Origin of the sequence: Bacillus sp. AY3-1 (genome assembly GCF_008368785.1) — a bacterium.
Lineage (GTDB): Bacteria > Bacillota > Bacilli > Bacillales > Bacillaceae_G > Bacillus_A > Bacillus_A wiedmannii.
In genome coordinates, this window is the sequence record NZ_QORZ01000018.1 from 158,577 (window position 1) to 176,270 (window position 17,694).

Annotated in this window: 22 protein-coding genes and 2 pseudogenes; 16 read left to right on the forward strand and 8 right to left on the reverse strand. The window is 33.9% G+C overall.

All coding sequences use genetic code 11. The annotated features are described in order from the left end of the window. Nucleotides 1–95 precede the first annotated feature (95 nt). The 4 genes from DN389_RS19705 to DN389_RS19720 all read left to right on the forward strand — a co-directional run bounded on the left by DN389_RS19705 (nt 96) and on the right by DN389_RS19720 (nt 2,549). Nucleotides 96–278: a hypothetical protein gene (locus tag DN389_RS19705; protein WP_046959337.1), complete on the forward strand. Its 183-nt coding sequence runs from the start codon at nt 96–98 to the stop codon at nt 276–278. After that, nucleotides 278–1,099, forward strand: a complete 822-nt coding sequence (locus DN389_RS19710) for a serine/threonine protein kinase (RefSeq protein WP_000872031.1) — start codon at nt 278–280, stop codon at nt 1,097–1,099. Before DN389_RS19705 ends, DN389_RS19710 begins: the two co-directional genes overlap by 1 nt. Further along, nucleotides 1,081–1,839: a sporulation protein gene (locus DN389_RS19715; protein WP_098190134.1), complete on the forward strand. Its 759-nt coding sequence runs from the start codon at nt 1,081–1,083 to the stop codon at nt 1,837–1,839. The genes DN389_RS19710 and DN389_RS19715 overlap by 19 nt, the downstream gene beginning before the upstream one ends. 74 nt (nt 1,840–1,913) lie before the next feature. Then, nucleotides 1,914–2,549 carry a phosphatase PAP2 family protein gene (locus tag DN389_RS19720; protein WP_000833364.1) on the forward strand — a complete coding sequence of 212 codons (636 nt, stop codon included), beginning with the start codon at nt 1,914–1,916 and terminating at the stop codon, nt 2,547–2,549. On the opposite strand, the gene DN389_RS19725 is transcribed toward DN389_RS19720, so the two are convergent. After that, nucleotides 2,539–3,420 carry a cation diffusion facilitator family transporter gene (locus DN389_RS19725; RefSeq protein ID WP_046959341.1) on the reverse strand — a complete coding sequence of 294 codons (882 nt, stop codon included), beginning with the start codon at nt 3,418–3,420 and terminating at the stop codon, nt 2,539–2,541. The two genes, DN389_RS19720 and DN389_RS19725, sit on opposite strands and share 11 nt — an antisense overlap. 213 nt (nt 3,421–3,633) lie before the next feature. On the opposite strand from DN389_RS19725, the gene DN389_RS19730 reads away from it, so the two are divergent. Next, a complete protein-coding gene (locus DN389_RS19730) occupies nt 3,634–4,044 on the forward strand; it encodes a YhfM domain-containing protein (protein ID WP_098190135.1) in 411 nt (136 codons plus the stop codon). Nucleotides 4,045–4,080: 36 nt separating this feature from the next. On the opposite strand, the gene DN389_RS19735 is transcribed toward DN389_RS19730, so the two are convergent. Then, on the reverse strand, nt 4,081–4,395 hold the full coding sequence (locus DN389_RS19735; RefSeq protein WP_000658777.1) for a thioredoxin family protein: 315 nt from the start codon (nt 4,393–4,395) through the stop codon (nt 4,081–4,083). Between the two features lie 694 nt (nt 4,396–5,089). On the opposite strand from DN389_RS19735, the gene DN389_RS28485 reads away from it, so the two are divergent. Continuing rightward, on the forward strand, nt 5,090–5,260 hold the full coding sequence (locus DN389_RS28485; RefSeq protein WP_162616915.1) for a hypothetical protein: 171 nt from the start codon (nt 5,090–5,092) through the stop codon (nt 5,258–5,260). Here the strand turns inward: DN389_RS28485 and DN389_RS19745 are convergent. Next, on the reverse strand, nt 5,243–5,851 hold the full coding sequence (locus DN389_RS19745; RefSeq protein WP_149237492.1) for a hypothetical protein: 609 nt from the start codon (nt 5,849–5,851) through the stop codon (nt 5,243–5,245). The genes DN389_RS28485 and DN389_RS19745 overlap by 18 nt on opposite strands. 206 nt (nt 5,852–6,057) lie before the next feature. Between DN389_RS19745 and DN389_RS19750 the strand changes: the two genes are divergently transcribed. Beyond that, nucleotides 6,058–6,411, forward strand: coding sequence for a hypothetical protein (locus DN389_RS19750; protein WP_046955713.1), 354 nt, complete (start codon nt 6,058–6,060; stop codon nt 6,409–6,411). A 220-nt stretch (nt 6,412–6,631) separates the two neighbouring features. On the opposite strand, the pseudogene DN389_RS29070 reads toward DN389_RS19750, so the two are convergent. Then, nucleotides 6,632–8,625 (reverse strand): annotated as a pseudogene (locus tag DN389_RS29070) (collagen-like repeat preface domain-containing protein). A 315-nt stretch (nt 8,626–8,940) separates the two neighbouring features. Between DN389_RS29070 and DN389_RS29345 the strand changes: the two are divergent. Continuing rightward, a pseudogene (locus tag DN389_RS29345) lies at nt 8,941–9,110 on the forward strand (DUF6944 family repetitive protein); the annotation flags it as partial. A gap of 236 nt (nt 9,111–9,346) precedes the next feature. Next, entirely contained in the window at nt 9,347–9,625 is a 279-nt protein-coding gene (locus DN389_RS19760) for a hypothetical protein (protein ID WP_000539239.1), read from the forward strand. Nucleotides 9,626–9,745: 120 nt separating this feature from the next. Here the strand turns inward: DN389_RS19760 and DN389_RS19765 are convergent, their stop codons facing one another. Then, nucleotides 9,746–9,883, reverse strand: coding sequence for a DUF3956 family protein (locus DN389_RS19765; RefSeq protein WP_000443219.1), 138 nt, complete (start codon nt 9,881–9,883; stop codon nt 9,746–9,748). 200 nt (nt 9,884–10,083) lie between these two features. Between DN389_RS19765 and DN389_RS19770 the strand changes: the two genes are divergently transcribed. The 6 genes from DN389_RS19770 (at nt 10,084) to DN389_RS19800 (ending at nt 14,238) form a co-directional block, all read left to right on the forward strand. Next, entirely contained in the window at nt 10,084–10,482 is a 399-nt protein-coding gene (locus tag DN389_RS19770; protein WP_098190138.1) for a CHRD domain-containing protein, read from the forward strand. A gap of 342 nt (nt 10,483–10,824) precedes the next feature. Then, nucleotides 10,825–11,076 (forward strand): DUF3947 family protein, encoded by a 252-nt coding sequence (locus DN389_RS19775; protein WP_000500107.1) that lies wholly within the window; start codon nt 10,825–10,827, stop codon nt 11,074–11,076. Nucleotides 11,077–11,660: 584 nt separating this feature from the next. After that, entirely contained in the window at nt 11,661–12,161 is a 501-nt protein-coding gene (locus DN389_RS19780; protein WP_149237493.1) for a sigma-70 family RNA polymerase sigma factor, read from the forward strand. Beyond that, the gene (locus DN389_RS19785; protein ID WP_149237494.1) at nt 12,151–13,173 is read left to right on the forward strand and encodes an anti-sigma factor; all 1,023 of its coding nucleotides are present in this window, start codon (nt 12,151–12,153) and stop codon (nt 13,171–13,173) included. The genes DN389_RS19780 and DN389_RS19785 overlap by 11 nt, the downstream gene beginning before the upstream one ends. Further along, entirely contained in the window at nt 13,155–13,466 is a 312-nt protein-coding gene (locus DN389_RS19790; protein ID WP_142343515.1) for a hypothetical protein, read from the forward strand. Before DN389_RS19785 ends, DN389_RS19790 begins: the two co-directional genes overlap by 19 nt. 235 nt (nt 13,467–13,701) lie before the next feature. Beyond that, nucleotides 13,702–14,238 carry a C1q-like domain-containing protein gene (locus DN389_RS19800; RefSeq protein ID WP_098190140.1) on the forward strand — a complete coding sequence of 179 codons (537 nt, stop codon included), beginning with the start codon at nt 13,702–13,704 and terminating at the stop codon, nt 14,236–14,238. Between the two features lie 749 nt (nt 14,239–14,987). On the opposite strand, the gene DN389_RS19805 is transcribed toward DN389_RS19800, so the two are convergent. From DN389_RS19805 to DN389_RS19815, 3 genes are all read right to left on the reverse strand, one after another. Then, nucleotides 14,988–15,869, reverse strand: coding sequence for an IS3 family transposase (locus DN389_RS19805; RefSeq protein WP_149237495.1), 882 nt, complete (start codon nt 15,867–15,869; stop codon nt 14,988–14,990). A gap of 8 nt (nt 15,870–15,877) precedes the next feature. After that, nucleotides 15,878–16,174: a transposase gene (locus DN389_RS19810; RefSeq protein ID WP_078183867.1), complete on the reverse strand. Its 297-nt coding sequence runs from the start codon at nt 16,172–16,174 to the stop codon at nt 15,878–15,880. A 259-nt stretch (nt 16,175–16,433) separates the two neighbouring features. Next, nucleotides 16,434–16,628: a hypothetical protein gene (locus DN389_RS19815; RefSeq protein ID WP_060488666.1), complete on the reverse strand. Its 195-nt coding sequence runs from the start codon at nt 16,626–16,628 to the stop codon at nt 16,434–16,436. Between the two features lie 275 nt (nt 16,629–16,903). Here DN389_RS19815 and DN389_RS19820 point away from each other — a divergent pair, with 275 nt between their 5' ends. Further along, the gene (locus DN389_RS19820; RefSeq protein ID WP_087982465.1) at nt 16,904–17,494 is read left to right on the forward strand and encodes a hypothetical protein; all 591 of its coding nucleotides are present in this window, start codon (nt 16,904–16,906) and stop codon (nt 17,492–17,494) included. The last annotated feature ends 200 nt before the right edge of the window (nt 17,495–17,694 follow it).

The window sequence follows — 17,694 nt, forward strand, 5'->3', positions numbered from 1 at the left end:
TAACTCGTCGTTTTTTACTCTTTACAAACTTGTCACAAATATAGTCGGAAATTATTGGTATAATTAAAAGAAAATTTTACTCAAGAGGTGAAGGGATGTTCAAAAAAATTATTGATTCTTTATTAGGTAGGAAAAAGTATCGTTCGCATTCTAGTAGTGATTATCGCCATAGAGGTCGCTCTTATTCAAGTAGCGATTATAAACGACGTTCATCCGGTTATGGGCATCAGCATTATAAAAGAAAACGTAAAAGTCGTAGCTTCTTTTCAAGTAGCTGATGAAATGGCGTCGTATACTAGCTTTATTTGATAGACCACTGCGAAAAAATACAATCGTTGCAGAACGTTATAAAATTGAATCAGTAATTGGAATGGGCAGTTATGGGGTTACATATGTCGTTAATGACTTACAAATAAATAGATATAAAGTCTTAAAACAATTAAGACAAAGTAAACAAAGATATGAGTCTGGTAGAAAATCATTTGAACAAGAGAAAATGATTTTACAAACATTAAATCATCATGCAATTCCTAGTTTATATGATCATTTCGTATGGGAGAAAAAAAGCTTTTTCGTGATGGAATATATGCCTGGTAAAAATTTTGAAGATTATATTTTCTTAGATGGGCATGCATATACAGAACGTGAAGTTTTAAAAATTTTATATGAAATATTAGAAATTGTATCGGTGTTTCATAATAAAGGTATAATTCACCGAGATTTACGTATTCCGAACATATTAATGAAAGAAAACCAAATTAGTATTATTGATTTTGGATTAGCTAAATTGAAGGGTGAGGGTGATGAACGAGCTACAGCTTATGAAGGTGAACAAGCTTTGATGCGAGAAGTTCACTTTCGTAGCGATTTTTATGCGCTTGGTCATTTCTCGTTATTTTTATTATATGCAGGCTATGAATCTAATGAAAAACATGAAAAACCATGGTATGACGAATTAACTTTGGAAAATTATAACCGTGAAATGCTTATGCGAATGTTACAAATAAAAACGCCGTACTATGAGAATGTACAAGATTTAAAAAAAGATATAGCTTTTGCTTTAGAGAGGATGGAGGTTCCATGTTTCAAAAGTTTTTAGCAAGTGTTGGTATTGGTAATGCAAAAGTAGATACAGTTCTTGAAAAAGATGAGTATATTGTTGGAGAAGAGATACTAGGGAAGGTTCATATAACTGGTGGTTCAGTTAGCCAACAAGTTGAAAGCATTTACTTAACGTTATCGACGTCGTATGTACGAGAAGTGGATGATAAAAAAGTAACAGCAACATATGATTTAGAGCGAGTTCGTTTAACAGAACCTTTTTCTGTTGAGCCGAATGAAAAAAAAGAAATTCCATTTTCATTTATAATGCCAGTTGAAACGCCGCTTACACTTGGAATGAAAACAGTTTGGGTGCATACAGGTCTTGATATTAAACGTAGTATAGATCCAAGTGATCGTGATTACATTCAAGTGTTGCCTAATGCACTATTAAATAGTGTGTTAGAGAGTGTAAATCAATTAGGTTTTAAAGCGCGTCATATAGAATGTGAAGAATTACCGTATCGATTACGTAAGCAAGTTCCGTTTGCACAAGAATTTGAGTTTGTTCCTGTTTCCGGAGAGTATTATGGGAAATTAGATGAACTAGAATTATTAATCTTACCAAGCGCTTACGATTGCCTAGAGATTATTATGGAAGTAGACAGAAAATCTCGCGGATTAGCAGGTTTATTTGCAGAAGCGCTTGATCTTGACGAGAAAGTGATTCGCTTTACAGTAACGAATGAAGATATTCCAACAATGCAAGAAAAAATTAACAATTATATTTTTAAATAAACTATGCATAAAAAAGAAATGGAGAGGAAAACTAAAACAACCGCTCCATTTTTTTGTATAGTGAGGTTATGTATGTGAAACGATATCGACATTTATACTTGTTAAGTTTTACGCTACTCATTTGTTTTGTCGTATTATCACTTTCGTATCATACCGCTTGTATTGAGAAATTTGACAATATAGTCGCGCATTTTATTCAAAGCTTTCGAAACGATTACTTGACAGCCTACTTTACTTGGGTATCTTTTATCGGTTCCAAAAGAATATATTTTCCGTTACTCATCATTCTTGTAATGTATTTTCTCGTTAGAAAAAAGTTGCTTAGTGCATTACTTCTAACTATTAATTATTATGGATCTCGTTATTTAAACAGTATGCTTAAACTATGGTACGAACGAGCAAGACCTGATGTAACGCAGCTTGTTACTGCAACTGGATATAGTTTTCCGAGCGGTCATACGATGAATGCTACTGCTTTTTTAGGATTTATTGCATACGTCACAATTACTGAAGAACGTATTACATTGCATAAAAAATTGTTGATTATTTTTATAGCGAGCTTTGTTGTATTATCTATTTCAGTTAGCCGAATATATCTTGGCGTTCACTATCCATCTGACATATTAGCAGGATGGGCAGCTGGCGGTAGCTGGCTCGTTTTATGTGTTATATTTCATAAAGCGTTCATTAAAAAAGAACCTATGTCATAATAGGTTCTTTTTCCATTGGTTCAACATGAATGTGTGCATGGTAAATGCCAAACTTTTTCCGAAGCATAGCCTCGATGTTGTCAGTAATACAATGACTTTCACCAACATCCATACGAGCATCTACCTCGATTGTAATATCAACGTACGTTTGATTCCCGTACATACGCGCGCGAATGTCTACGATGTTTTCCACGCCACCAATATGTTCAATAGCACCAGCGTACTCTTCCATCTTATCTGGATCGATTCCATCCGTTAACATATGAGAAGCTTCTACGAAAATCTCCCATGCAGTTTTACAAATAATAAGGCCGACAATTAAAGCGGCAATAGGATCTAAAATAGGCATTTGGAATTGCGAACCGACAATACCTACTACTGTACCAATACTTACGAGTGCATCTGATAAATTATCCTTTGCAGCGGCTTCTAATGATTTGCTTTTTGTGCGCGCTGCAATCTTTTTCGTATACAAATACACAAAGTACATAACGACAGCAGAAAATAAGGCTACCCATGCAGCAAGTACATTAGGCGCTGCTTGTTTCGGATTTAAAAAAGATTGAATAGCACTAATAATAACTTCTAAACCGACCGTTGCCATAATAAAAGAAGCAACAAGTGATGCAATTTGTTCTGCGCGCGAATGCCCATAAGGATGATCTGGATCACGAGGTTTACGAGAGATTTTTAGACCAATTAATATAGCTAAAGAAGCACCGATATCCGTTAAGTTATTTAAACCGTCAGCACGTAATGCGCTAGAGAGGGTAATATAACTGATGATGATTTTCATAGAGGATAAAAATATGTAGGCCATAATGCTGACAATAGCACCTTTATCAGCTTCTTTATGAGAAAGAGTATCCATTTTAATCACTCACCTTTCTACAAGGAATTTCTTTCTATAAATAGAGTACCAAACGAAACTCGTGTGGGTCTATACAAACATTGTTGACGTTTTTTAGGTTTTTAAGAAGGGGATAACAAAGTTTCGTGAAGGAAAAATATGTTGTAAAGTGCAAAGTTAGGGTGTGAAATTAATTGGGATTGATTTACAATTAAAGGGTGAGAGGGTAAGAGGATGAAAAAACTAATATTTTTCTTACTATGTATTGTTCTTATAATGATTGGGTGTAATTCATCAAATAACGAAAATGTGAAGGAACATAATATTTCTAAAGTATCCATATCTACTTTTAATGGCTACGGTGGATTAAATGAAAATTATTTTCTAAACATGGAAGACAAACAAATAATCAATGGAATTAATAATATGTTTAATGGCATGAAAAAACAAAAGAGAAGAGGTGAAATACCACAATACGATATACTAATTACATATGAAAATAGTGATACGAAGGGTATCCATTTATACCTCGGAGATGAAGGGGAAAGGAGTGTAATTATGTACATTGGTCATGAAGACACTGTTTATTACACTTCTGAAGAAATGACGAAACAACTACGAAAGATAATTGTGAAAAAAGATTAAAACCCTCTAGAAATTATTTTTCAGAGGGTTTTAATCTTAGTATGCTTCTAAAAACTCAGTAACTTGCTCTTCAGTTTTTGCGTTAGCACTATGTAAGTGGCCTAGCTTCTCGCCATTTTGATATACAAGTAAACTTGGAATACCCATTACTTGATACTCTTCAGCGATACTTGGGAACTCATCTTTATTAATAGAATACCATTCAAACTTATTGAACTCTTCCATTACATCTCCGATAAAGTTGTCCATACGCACACAATCTGGGCACCATGTAGTAAAGAACTTAACAACTACTGGCTCCTCACTTGCGATAATGTCTTTGAATTCCTGTTCTGATTTGATTTCTTTCATGTTTTGTTGCTCCTTTTTCACTATCAATATTTTTGATTGTTTAGTTGGTGTATTTGCTGTGAAATGAAAACTTCTAACGAGAGTTTTCTTTCTGAATAATTCGTTTGCAAATTGATCCACCGCAGTTTCTTGAAGTCCTGGTACAACATGGAAGTAATTGTCTAATGTGATACCTACTCTGTTAAGTCCTAAACGTTCGCTAATGATCTTCGGATGTATACCTTAGAAACTAGAAACGAATATTAGGAACCTCACTTTTCTTTATAAGCTTTTTCTAGGGTTGTGTCAAACTTCTGAATTGTAAGGTTACTATTATAAGTAGGGTAATTCAAAGTGTATTCATGATAGCCATCGCTATAACGTTCTTTTCTCACATATTTTTAGGAGAAGTTTATGAAGTGCCCGTAATGTGATGTCGGATAAAACAAGCAATCTCTTTCCGGTACTTAGAGAAGGTAAACGGTGGATGATCACTCATAAATTTTATGAGTGAATTAAACAACAAGAAGGAAATTCAAAAAAGATGTAGGGGATGCATATATGAATTTAGAGGAATCGTTATAAGAACTTATTCGTGAAGTTGTGAGAGAAGAGATTAGGGCGGCGTTAGCTGAGTTCCAGCAATAATCACAACCAAATAAAGAAATGTGGGTGAAAGAAGCGTGACTAACAAGGGGGGAATTAGGATGTTGAAATGGGTAAAGAAACTGTTTTCAAAAAACGCCCACCTTGCATTGTTTGTGAGAAACAAGAAGGTGAGCTTCACTTAAAAGAAACGAATTGGATTTTTGAAAATTGTGCCCAAATTACGCATGAACAAGGTATTGAAATAGATACCTATACCCTTTTACACCTTATTCCATAAATAAGAAAGCTGGTGGGCTTCTGATTCAAGAGCTATTAAATGATCATTATTAATAGAGTTATTCGTATACATTCTGTTCTTTTGGATGTTAAGGACAGTATAATTCGCATCGTTATATTCATTTGAAAATGTTGATTCATTTAATAATGTCAGTGTTGAGTTGATGTTATATTTATCAATTCGCTCTTTTTTACCTTTGAAAAACAGTTTAATAAGATGCGGCTCATCATTAATGAGCAAACCGAGTTCAGGTGATGAGCGGACGATTAAATTACCTGATAACCAATGTGATTTACCTGGATCAAACCAAGAGACTTCTTTGTTTTTAATAAATTTTTTGTACTGCTTTATAACATCAATGTAGTTTTGCTTTTTCTTCTGATCAACAGTTTGTACTAATGTTTCAAAACAGTCAAAAGGTAGTTCGTTTTTATGAAATTTAATAACAGTTTCTCGTAATTGTTTCCAGTAATCAAAAACCGGGTGATATTCAGGTTGAGATTTTAAATTCTTTACAAAATTTGTTTTAGCTGCACTACTTTTCAGTGTGAAGTCTAAAAATTGTGTAAGTCCCACTTTAATTTCTGCCATGTTACACCCCCTTTCCAAACATTACTAATTCGATATTGGAAAGGGAAATCCTGCATTTTTAAGGAGGTGAACTAGATGCTAGAAAAACCTATGTTCATACACATGGAAGTTGAGGGAGAGTAATATTAAAATTTCATTTGTTTTTTACTGTAATAAATAAATTCATTTGAATAGAAGTGAAAAATAGAGGTTTGCCTTAGTCATTTATGAAAGTCGAGAATATTTATAACCATAGGAGTAAATACACAGGTCCGATTTTTGTAATGATGGAGGGAATTGATGTGGACATAACTCAAAGCATGGCAAGAATAGTGGTTAATGGGAAGGATCTTCCGTTTATTTCAGTTAGAACTTCTGTATGGAATCAAGGACCTGTAAATGATTTAATTGTTTCGACAAACTTGAGAGTCGAGGAGCTTTATCAGTTTATGTGGTCACAAGTGCCAGTAATGCTTGCGATGTATTTTCTTCAAGGGGCGGACTTAATGAGGTTTGCTAGAATTAATGGGATTAATCAAAGGGTAACGGGAGAATATATATATCATTTCACTTGGGGATAAAACGAATGTAAAGTAGCTTAACAGCTGCTTTTTTATTTTATAAAAGAATTTTAGAAGATTAGAAAATATGATTAGAGCGTGATATAGATAATTTGTGACTGTTTTTCACGTTCGTAAAGTTAAGCAGTTACTTCATTTCATACAAGGGGGGACTTTGAATATGAAGTTTTTAAGGAGCGAAAAAAACAGAGAGACATATATTTTTGTCTCTCTGTTTTTTTTATTCACAAATAGTTCCAGTTGCTATACCAGTTGGAGCAACGCCTACTGGAACAGTATCTATAACCATATTTGTAGCAGTATTGATAACAGAAACAGTATTGCTACCTTGATTTGTAACGTAGGCGAGAGTGCCATCTGGTATGATGGTTACTTGATCCGGGGATAAGGCAACAGGAATTGTATTAATTACAGTATTTGTCGCCACGCTTATTACTGATACATTATTACTAACTTTATTTACAACGTAAATACGTGTGCCATCTGGTGTAATATCTATACCAACCGGTTCAGTCCCTACGTTAATTGTATTAATTACGGAATTAGTAGCGGTGTCAATAACAGAAACAGTATTGCTGTTTTGATTTGTGACATACGCACGAGTACCATCTAGTGTAAAGACGATTATTCTAGGACGAATGCCAACAGAAATGGTAGCACTAACTGTATTAGTAGCAGTATTAATAACAGAAATATTGTTGCTTAATTCGTTTGCAACATATGCAAAGGTTCCATTTGGAGAAACAGTGATTCCTTGCGGAGCGTTGCCAACGGGAATGGTAGCAAAAACTGTGTTAGTAGCAGCATTTATAACAGAAACCGTATTATTACCGTGATTTCCAACATAAACAGTTGTGTTATTTGGAGTAACAGCTACACCGATTGGATTAGATCCAACAGGGATAGTAGCGACAACTATATTAGTGGCAGTATTAATAACAGAAACGGTATTAGAAAAAATATTAGTAACATAAGCGCGAGTTCCATTTGGTGAGACTGTTACTTCGAGTGGTGCATTATCTACAGTAATTGTAGTAAAAACTGTATTTGTTCCGGTGTTAATTACAGATACTGTATCATCTGTTGGATCATCTATGACCCCTGCGTTTGTAACATAAACAAGAAAATTACATGAAGGTCCAGTCGGTCCGGTTGGCCCAGTCGGTCCCGTAGGTCCTGTTGGACACTCACAATCTCCAGTCGGTCCTGGTGGTCCTTCCGGTCCTTGAATACCTTGCACACCTTGAGGTCCAGTCGGCCCTTCTGGTCCTTCCGGTCCTTGAATACCTTGCACACCTTGAGGTCCAGTCGGCCCTTCGAGTCCTTCCGGCCCTTGAATGCCTTGCACACCTTGAGGTCCAGTAGCTCCTTCTGGTCCTTCCGGCCCTTGAATTCCTTGTACTCCCTGAGGTCCAGTCGGTCCTGGGGGTCCAGGAACTCCCATTCCAGTCCCAGAGCCAGTGGGTCCAGGTGGCCCAGGTGGTCCTTGAAGCCCTTGCACACCTTGGGGTCCAGTCGGTCCTTCCGGTCCTTCTGGCCCTTGAAGCCCTTCCACGCCTTGAGGTCCAGTATAGCTCCTGCAAGTCCTTCCGGTCCTTGAAGCCCTTGCACCCCTTGAGGACCAGTAGCTCCTTCTGGTCCTTCTGGCCCTTGAATACCTTGCACCCCTTGAGGACCAGTAGCTCCTTTAGGTCCTGGAAATCCTCTAGGTCCTGTCGCTCCAGTAGGACCGGGTATTCCGATAATATTTAATAGAGAACTATTCAATATTCCTTGCAAAATTAAGTTGAATGTTTGTTGTAACAATGGGTCCGATATATTGGAACAACTAATGAGCGAAGATAAATTTTGGAATAGAAATTGGAATAACGCAGAGATTTGAGTAAGAGATGCAGTAGGCAAAGAATTGATTAATTGAGTGATAGTTCGTATAACTAAATTTTTATTTGGAGTATTTGGTTGTACTGCAATGATTAAATCATTAAACGCTTGTAATGATGATTGGAGTATTTGTATAGTTGTCGGATTTGGCGTGGTAAAGAAAGAAAGGATAGCTTGATTTAATTGGTTAATTAGGGACAATAATTCTTGTTGCTGAGAAAATGAGAAAAAAACAGGTGTACAACAATTACTTTGATCACAAGAGGATATAGAAATAAAACAGGGAAATTGGAATTTTTTGCACGGATCGTTTGAGTTTTGATTATTTTTCATAATTACCTCCTTTTTAAAATTTTATCATCGTTAAGTATGCTTTAAGAGTTTGTATTTTCTTCTGCATTTAAAGGGTTTGTAAGTATTTGTGTAATGTTCAGGAATATTTTTCTTCTAAGTATATGATTAGAAAAACGAGACGTTCTTATGGGATGTATAATCAATAATTGGTTATTAACAGAAAGTGTAAGTAAGACTAGAAAACAATAGGGAAATATATTTTTATTAACTTAAAACATAAAAAGAGTAATTTATTAAGTGTTCTAGTGAAGAAGTCATCTATTTGCAAAAACTACTTTGTTTTATAGGAAAAGTAATATAAATGGAAAAAATTTAAACACTCAAGTAAATAGCGAACCGAATGAAAAAATAAAGGAAGACAGCTGATAGAAATAGCAGGAAGTTGGATACAAGCCGTCGGTTCCGTAATTTCATTAATTGGACAAATACGTGAAGAAAATGAGGAGTTGGAAGGGAGCGATTGATAGACTAGTTTAAAAAATTAAAATGTAACTATTTTCTAAAATGACAATGAGTAATTTTCACCTTGTTTTTTGATGAACCATTATTATATGAAAATCATATAATATATTGTAGGACAAGCAACCAGTTTATAATCTATTAAATACTCCAAGAGCTTACCTTTTATATATCTTCGCATCTACTGATCTAGATGCTCTTTTTTATTGAACAAAACACCCATTTGGAAAGGAGGTTAATAATGGGAGTGACATTAGAAGAATTAGAAAAGTGTTATAATAAAGCCTTTATTAAGGGAGCAGAGTACGTAGCTGTTCAGATTGAAATGGATGGATTTCATAGCGATGAAGTAATTATTGACGACAAATATAGTATAGATTCTAAATTAAAGTATTATAAGAAAACATACAATGAAAATTTAGAACATAGATGGATTCCAGGGATTCGTATTGTAGGTTTTGCATATGGCTATTCGTTCTCAGAAATTCTACATGAATTAGGGTTGCTAGTGAAGAAATGATTAAACAAATAGCAGTTATTTTATGCGATGCCATGCTTTTAGTGGTGTCTTTTTTGTTGTGAAGGAAAGATATAAATAAAAAAGAGAGCCTAAGCTCTCTTTTGAATAGATACCTAACGTTTATGCACAAATTGGAATTCCTAATGCTATTAAGGTCAATGCTACTTGAAGAGAAAGTTCTAATCTAGCAATTTCGATTCCAGCGACTGAGACCACTAAAAGAGGTTGTCCATTAACGAACAAAACACAGCTTTCCATACTTTCGCCTCCTTTCGAGTAATCTAATATAGTATATGGATAAAAAATTAATACGTAATAGTCAGATTAATGAATTTAATAGAATTGATAATTTAACCTATAGTATAAAAAAATTAAGTAGACTAATACCTGATTTATTAACACCATATATGAAGGACAAGAATATATTAGGAGTATATAAAAACGTAGGAGTGGTAAATATGTTCTTTGCAAAGTTACGCGGTAGGAATGAAGTTCCACCAGTAGAGACAGATGCTCGAGGAGAGGCTTTCTTTAAATTAAGCCCGGACAAGCTTAGCTTAAAATTTAAGTTAGATTTATTCGATATAGAGGATGTAGTAGCTGCCCATCTGCATCTTGGGTCAAAAGGAACGAACGGTCCTGTTGTAGCTTTTTTATTTGGACCTATAATAAATCCAGTTTCAATAGAGTTTGCAACTCTTACGGGAATGATTACTCAAGAAGATTTGGTCGGGCCGTTAGCGGGTCAAACATTAGGTACTCTTGTAAATGAAATCATATCTGGAAACATATATATTAATGTTCATACAGTACAACATTCTAATGGTGAAATACGAGGACAATTGAATTATTGTTAATGAATAAAAGTAGTGAAAAATAAAGCATCCGTTTAGGGTGTTTTTATTTTGTGAAGGTTGTATAGATAAGTAATCTATTTTTAGTAATCTTGAACATTCATTTCTAAAATTTTGAAAGTGGTCGAATTTAAAAAATAGTTATCAGAAACCTGTTAATGAAATGCCCCTTCAAAAATTAAATTAGTATTAGTAGATGAACCTTGTAAACGAAATATGCAAGTGTAACAGATAATAAAAATTCTTTAAACTTAATCAAAGCTAATAGATTAATTCTCCACACCCACTGAAATAAAAAATCATAACATAAATTGTAATTACTTTTACGGAAGTGAGATGAAAATAATGTTTTATTCATATTTTACTACCCAAGCAGGTATGCGACCAGCGTATGGTACATCAATAACGTTTAGCGGAGCACAAAGTACAGTTCAAGCTGTTCAACAAGCGTTACAAATGCAACAACAAATGCAAATGCAGCAACAAGGTATCCAGCCGTATTATTCATCTATGGAGTATTTTTACCCAGTGCATCAAATCACACCGTATGGAAGTTCTTTTCTTACTATCCCGTATGGAACTGTATTTAATCTATAAATTAAAAGTTTAATCAGTAGGGGGCAGGTATCCCAAACCGATTATTAGTCCTCACCAATTGGACATATACGGACGATCCGGCTCCTACCTATCTTTCTTGCATGTTCCGAAATTTTTTGGGAGTCTTATTACCCGCAATGGAGAGGGGGATATGTAAGCGTCAAATAGTTCTCAACTACAATTTATAAATAGTCGATGAGATAATCTCCGTACATATTACAAGTGTTTTTTGATGAGATGATACCGATTAAAGAAAAAATAGGGATTATTTTATCATGAAAAATGATGGTTAATGGCTCTGTATGAAAGGATACATGAACATTTATTTACGTGGATTAGATCGAGATGTAGCAACGAAGTCCTATTTGTGGTTATATCGAATAGTAACCTACAAAGAAGATTCGACCCGTTTTTTCTAATCTTGAAAGATATTTACAGCCATGACATCACATATTTTATTTATAATTGTAAATAGTTATTAAAATGTATAAATGATGTTTTTTTATAAATAAAAAAGAAAAAAAGGAAAAATAATGCAACTTTTGAATTTGTTTATTCGTGTTATATATGAAAGGAGGAGGGGGATGGAGATTGAAGAAATATATAAGGTTTATATAAACGATGTGTACCGGTATTTATTTTCCCTTTCTCGTAGCCATCACGTAGCGGAGGACTTGATGCAAGCGACTTTTTATCGAGCGTATCTTTATTTAGAAGACTATGAAAATCAAAAGGTAAAATCATGGCTTTTTAAAGTGGCATATCATACGTTTATTGATTTTGTTAGGAAAGAGAAAAAAGTAACCTTTGTAGGAACGGAGGAATTAGAGACAATACAAGCGAGGGAATCTACAGAAGAGTATGTAGTCGCAAAAAATAGTTATGAAAAGTTAATTCAGATTATTCATACTCTACCGGTAATAGAGGCACAAGTTATTTTATTATGTGACGTACATCAATTAACGTACGAAGAGGGTGCTTCTGTATTAGATTTAAAGTTAAATACGTATAAAAGTCACATGTTTCGCGGGAGAAAGAGATTAAAAGAATTGTTAAAGGAGGAAAAGAGTCAAAATGACAAATGATAAACCTCATTCTGAACAAGATGATTATAAAGAACTGTTACAAGAAGCTATTCATCAAAGACCGGCTTCACTATCTGATGGAAAACAAGAGCAATTGTTGAAAATAGGTAAAAAAAGAGCACGTATTACGAATGTTTTAATTGTATTTACTTTTTTATTACTTATTCAACCTATTTTATATATATCAACACTCTTATATTATACAGTGGCACCTACAAACGCAATGGAGATACGGAATGTAGTAAATCAAACGTTAAGTGTAACAGAACCAAATGTATTTTTGAAAGATAGGGACATGGAGCAAACGTTGTTACCGCTTAGTTTGCAATTGCATTTTGATTTGTATAAAAGAGTAGGAAAGAAAGATATTCGAATAGGAGAAGAGAAAACAGATTATGTACTTAGTAGAGCAACGAAAGTAAGCCGTGAATATACAACAGATGAAAAAATTCCAGAAATCCCGTATATAGACAACGAAGTATTGTCTCATCCTAATAATTATAATGCGTCCTATAATAGTAGCGAAGAAGCGCAAGTATTAAAGGGTCTTCCGCAAGAATCTGTTGTAGAAGCATTTGTATCTTTTAGAGAATTATTAAGTGTACAAGAGGTAACGAATATGTTTCCTACTATTGATATTGTGTGGTATGCCGTTAATACAGGATTAGAGGAGAAGCAAACGAATGAAGAGGGTATGTATGTAGCCCCGATTGGCTTTCCAGCAGAAATGATCTCAAGGCCAAGTGGTGCCTTTGAAAGTGATTCACCTCATGAGGAACAATTTATTGATGTTTTAAAGTCATTACAGAAGCATGAAGATTTAGCAGTGAAGCTATCTAGAGCGAAAGTATTAGAGTTGTCAAAGCGTATTTCTTTCCTTGAAAAAAATGGGATAAAAACATACGGGGCAGTTGTAACTGGGCCTAAAGTAGAAGTTGAAAAATTGATGAGCTACGAAAAAGTTAGAAAATTGAAAGTAGGTGAAGCGAGGTTATGGAATTGGCATTCTTAAAAAAAGGGAAGAATCATATGTATAAACAGGAAACGTGGATGGGGACTATTTCATTAATTATTGCCTTTGTAGCGTTATTGTATTTGAACATTATATTGCTTATTCAAGAAACATTTATAGATAAAAGTTTTCTGCAAATAGTTGGTATTGGAGTGGTGTGCTCAGTCATAGGTATGATTACAAAAAGCAAAAGTCGAAAATATGCATTGTGGGCATGTAGTTTATTTATTTTTATGTTTCTGTTTTCTGTATTTGGATTTATGTTAGGTTGGATGATAAGCTTTGGGCCATAAAAAAAGAGCGAATGTAGATTCTCTCTTTTTTGTATTGAAAGTAAAATAGCTAAGAGAAGAATCCATTAAATTTGAATGGATTGCACTATACATCTAGGTTGTGTTTTTATTAATATGTTTTCCTCTCAAGTGTATATAAATAGGCGATAAGTATAGTGCTAAAACAATAGCTCGTCCAAACATTGCGAATCCCTCTTACATAATATGTAGTAATAAGCATGAAAGGGGAACTAGTATGTCTTGCTATTACTACTGTAAGTATTGTAAAGAGTATAAAAAGAAACAGCATGATTGTTGTAAGAGCACGAGTAAGTGTAATGACAACGAGGGGAAGCTTGTTAGGGTATCTGCATTTAGAGCTAGAAATACGGTGAATCAAACGGTTCCTGCTAATACTTTTGTAAAGGTATTGTTCCAAAATGAACAATTTGATTTAGCAAATGAGTATAATCCAGTAACGTCTATTTTTATTCCGAAGACTAGGGGAGTTTACTCTATTATTGGAACGATTGGTTTCTTTCCAAACGATCCTAGCTTAAATTATAGAGCTCGTGTAGAAATTCGTGTAAATGGAAACGCAGCAATAGCTATAGATAATGATTTTTTCGGTCCAATAGGTTTTGGAAATGTAGTAAGTGTTTCGACGATTATTCAATTGAATGAAGGAGATCAAGTTGAGGTTTATGCACAAAGTAGCATAGACGGAGTTTTAAGTCCTTCAGAAGACGGCTCACATTTTGAAGCTGCAAGATTTCCTTCTCCAATTAAATAACGAATAGAATAAATTACTTTTCAGTAGGTTTAGTTAATCCCCTTTACCAAATGGTGGGGGATTATTATTGTTTTTCTAAAGTATATAAGTAAATAGGTTAAATGTAGTTTTTTTCAGGAGCATTTCACATGCTAGGATGTAAGGGTGAAATGGGTATCTTATTTTGAGTATTGGATTTTCTACAGGTAAAAAAAGAGTACAACGAAACAAGTAACATGGTTGTGAAAGTTCTTTGGTATTACATTTGCTAGCTGTCTAACGTAATAGAAAAGATATCTTGATTTATGTCCGTATAATTACGTTTTTTCTTTACTATATAGAAATTACATATTTAACAAAGGTTTGTGTAGGTATTGCTATTGTATAGAAAGGAAAAACATTAAGACGATTACACTATATAAAAATAAAATAAATCCTAAGATGAGTAGTATGGGATGCAACTTGAACATTTTGACCTCCTTGAGTATATAAAGAATTTTAATACATATTTGGTCAATTTAGAAGGGGAATATATTAATGAATGATGATTGAATCAATACACTAATTTAACAGAATAGTGAACGTATAATAAATAAAGGAGTATTGTTGATTACACATTGATTAAATTGTTTATAAGCAGCAGATAGGTTGATCGCCCGTGAAATATAAAAGTGAGCAGGTTTATGTTTACAGAATGAGAGATAAATAAAAAAAAGAGCATACATAAATGCAGTGACCCCTGTCAAGTAGACAGTATTAAAAAAGCGCAACTAAGCAACCTGAGTTCTATATTTATATGGACTCAGGTTATTTAATTTCTTTTGAAATCTTTGATGATTATAAAAGTACATATATTTACGCACGGCAAGTTTGACCTCATTCGCTTTACGGAAGGAGTGTAAATGAAAACACTCTGCCTTAAAGTGACTGAAGAAGTTTTCCATACAAGCATTATCCCAACAGTTGCCTCTTCGAGACATACTTGCCTTCATCTGATATTTTTTAAGTAATTGATTATATTGACGAGATGTATACTGGGACCCTTGATCACTATGTAAGAGGATTCCCTTCACATTTCGTTTTTTCTTTGCCTTTTTAAGTGTATCTAACACAAGTTTTAAGTCGTTTCTACGACTGGTTTCATAGGCAACAATTTCATTATTATATAAATCCTTAATAGCGGATAAGTACAAGCGCTGTCCATTGAAAATCAAATAGGTAATATCGGTTACCCATTTCTCATTCGGTTTTAAAGCTTGAAACTCCCTATTTAGATGGTTCTCTGAAATCACATAAGCTTCTTTTTTTCCGTAATAAGGTCGTTTTTTCATAATTACGGCTTTGATACCTAGTTCACTCATCAATCTTTGGATGCGCTTATGATTCAAATGAAGGTTATATGTGGCTTTCAGCCACACTTGTATTCTTCTATATCCATAAATTCCTCTTAATTTTTTATGACACTTCAATATCTTTTTCTTAATTTCGATATCCTCGGATTGTTTTATTGAAGGCGTCGTATGCCGTTTTATCCATTTGTAGTACCCACTTCTGGTTACACCAGCAATATCGCATAGAATGGTCACTGTATAACTTGTTTTTTTCATTTCATGGATGACTTCGAATTTTTTCGTTTTGGATACGACTTTCATTCCTCCTTTTACATCCCTAAGAGCTTTTTTAACATTTCATTTTCCGCTTCTAATCGTCGGATCTTAGCTTCAGAATCTTCGGGTCTAAGCCTTGGTCTACCTAAACCTGGTCCTTTCGCTTTACCGCGTTTTTCTTCTAGTCCTTTGATTCCTTCAGCTTCAAAGTATTTCACCCAACGACTTACAACCGAGTGATGAATACCTAATTCTTTCGCAATGGTTTTATAGCTCATGCCTTCTTTTAAGTATAAATCTATAGCTTTTTTCTTAAATTCTACATCGTAAGTGACTCTAATTTTTCCCATAAAAAAATCCCCTCCATAGTAAACAGGTTAGTGTTCTTTCTTTTTCCTGTGTACTATAAGGGGATCATATCAAAACAGTAGGCTCTAAAGAAAGATAGGTTTTATGAGTGGATAATTTTCATACGATAATATATGCTCGGTTAATAAAAACGTGTGAAAAATCAATAGATTATCAATGGAATAACATGAAATGAGTAATTTTGGTCTATTCCCGTAGTCGCGGAGCTAACCAAATTGTAAGGATTGTGAATAGAATGGATTAACAACTGGATAATGATCGTACTTCAGTTTCGTATTTCTTATAGTTTGGATATTGCGTAATAGTTTGACACTTAGGTGTGGAAAGTTGGTTAATTATAGAAACATTTGTAATTACCTCGTTACATGGACCGAAAAATGTGATTTTTAGTTTTGAGTTTGGTGGAACTTTAACCACGATAGGTTTTTTTTTCATAAAATCAGCTCCTCATATGCAGCATCTTATTCTGCACTTTTTCGTTCAGATTATAAAGGCGTATTAATATAATATGAAATTTTAGTTGAGTTGATAATAATATGGGGTTTTATGCCGTGGTGAAAATGTGGGAAATGCATTGGAAACTGAGAATGTTCTATAAAATGTTTAATCGATATAATAGGTAAAAGTAAAAAATAAGTAATTTATCTAATACACTTTTTTCCTTGATACATATTATAGTAGTAAGAATTGTATTAGGAGGTAATGAAAGAGTGCAAGAAAATGTACAAGCTCAGCTTTCACCACCGTGGATCACATATTTCAATGAGTTAAAAAATTCAATTGGTGCTGATCCAACTGTTTCAGTTGGTCCGCTAATTCCAGTTGGCGGGAATTATATTATTTTAGTGCATGCGTTAAGTAATGAAAAAGCGATAGCGTTAGCAACGCTTTTAAAATCTTTTGTAGAATTTGGGAATGTAAGTGTAACAGTTATTGTAACTAATAATGAAAATAACATTGTAAATCCACTTCCATGTCCACTAGATGCATTTGAAATTGCTCATTTATTTCAAGTGGCGTTAGAAAATAATCCTTATTTTGAACAAGTTGTTGTACAGCCGCAGCTTCCTGGTGGATCAAATGTTGTCTTTCCAGTTTTTACTGCGCAAGTGATTCAATTTTTTAATGATGATATTTCAAATTTATGTCAAACATTTACTGGTGTTGCTGCAAATGTATTTCATGATGTAATGAACGATGACATTTGTGATATCCCAATTTTATTCTCCACAAGCTGTGTTCCGAGCGGTGAGAGTGCACAATTACAAAATACAGAGTTGACACCAAAACTGTTTTACTAAATTGTAAGAAGACATTTTCATTAATAGAAAATGTCTTCTTTGTATGCATAAACGTTACTTTGTCTAGCTAATTACAGGTTAACAAGCTGTGAATCATGAACGAAACTGCCACTGATGAAAGAGTTACAGAATTTCATAGAGTATGTAAAAGTAGTCTGTTTGAATTGAAAATATATAAGAAATGTGAGGGAAATCATTTT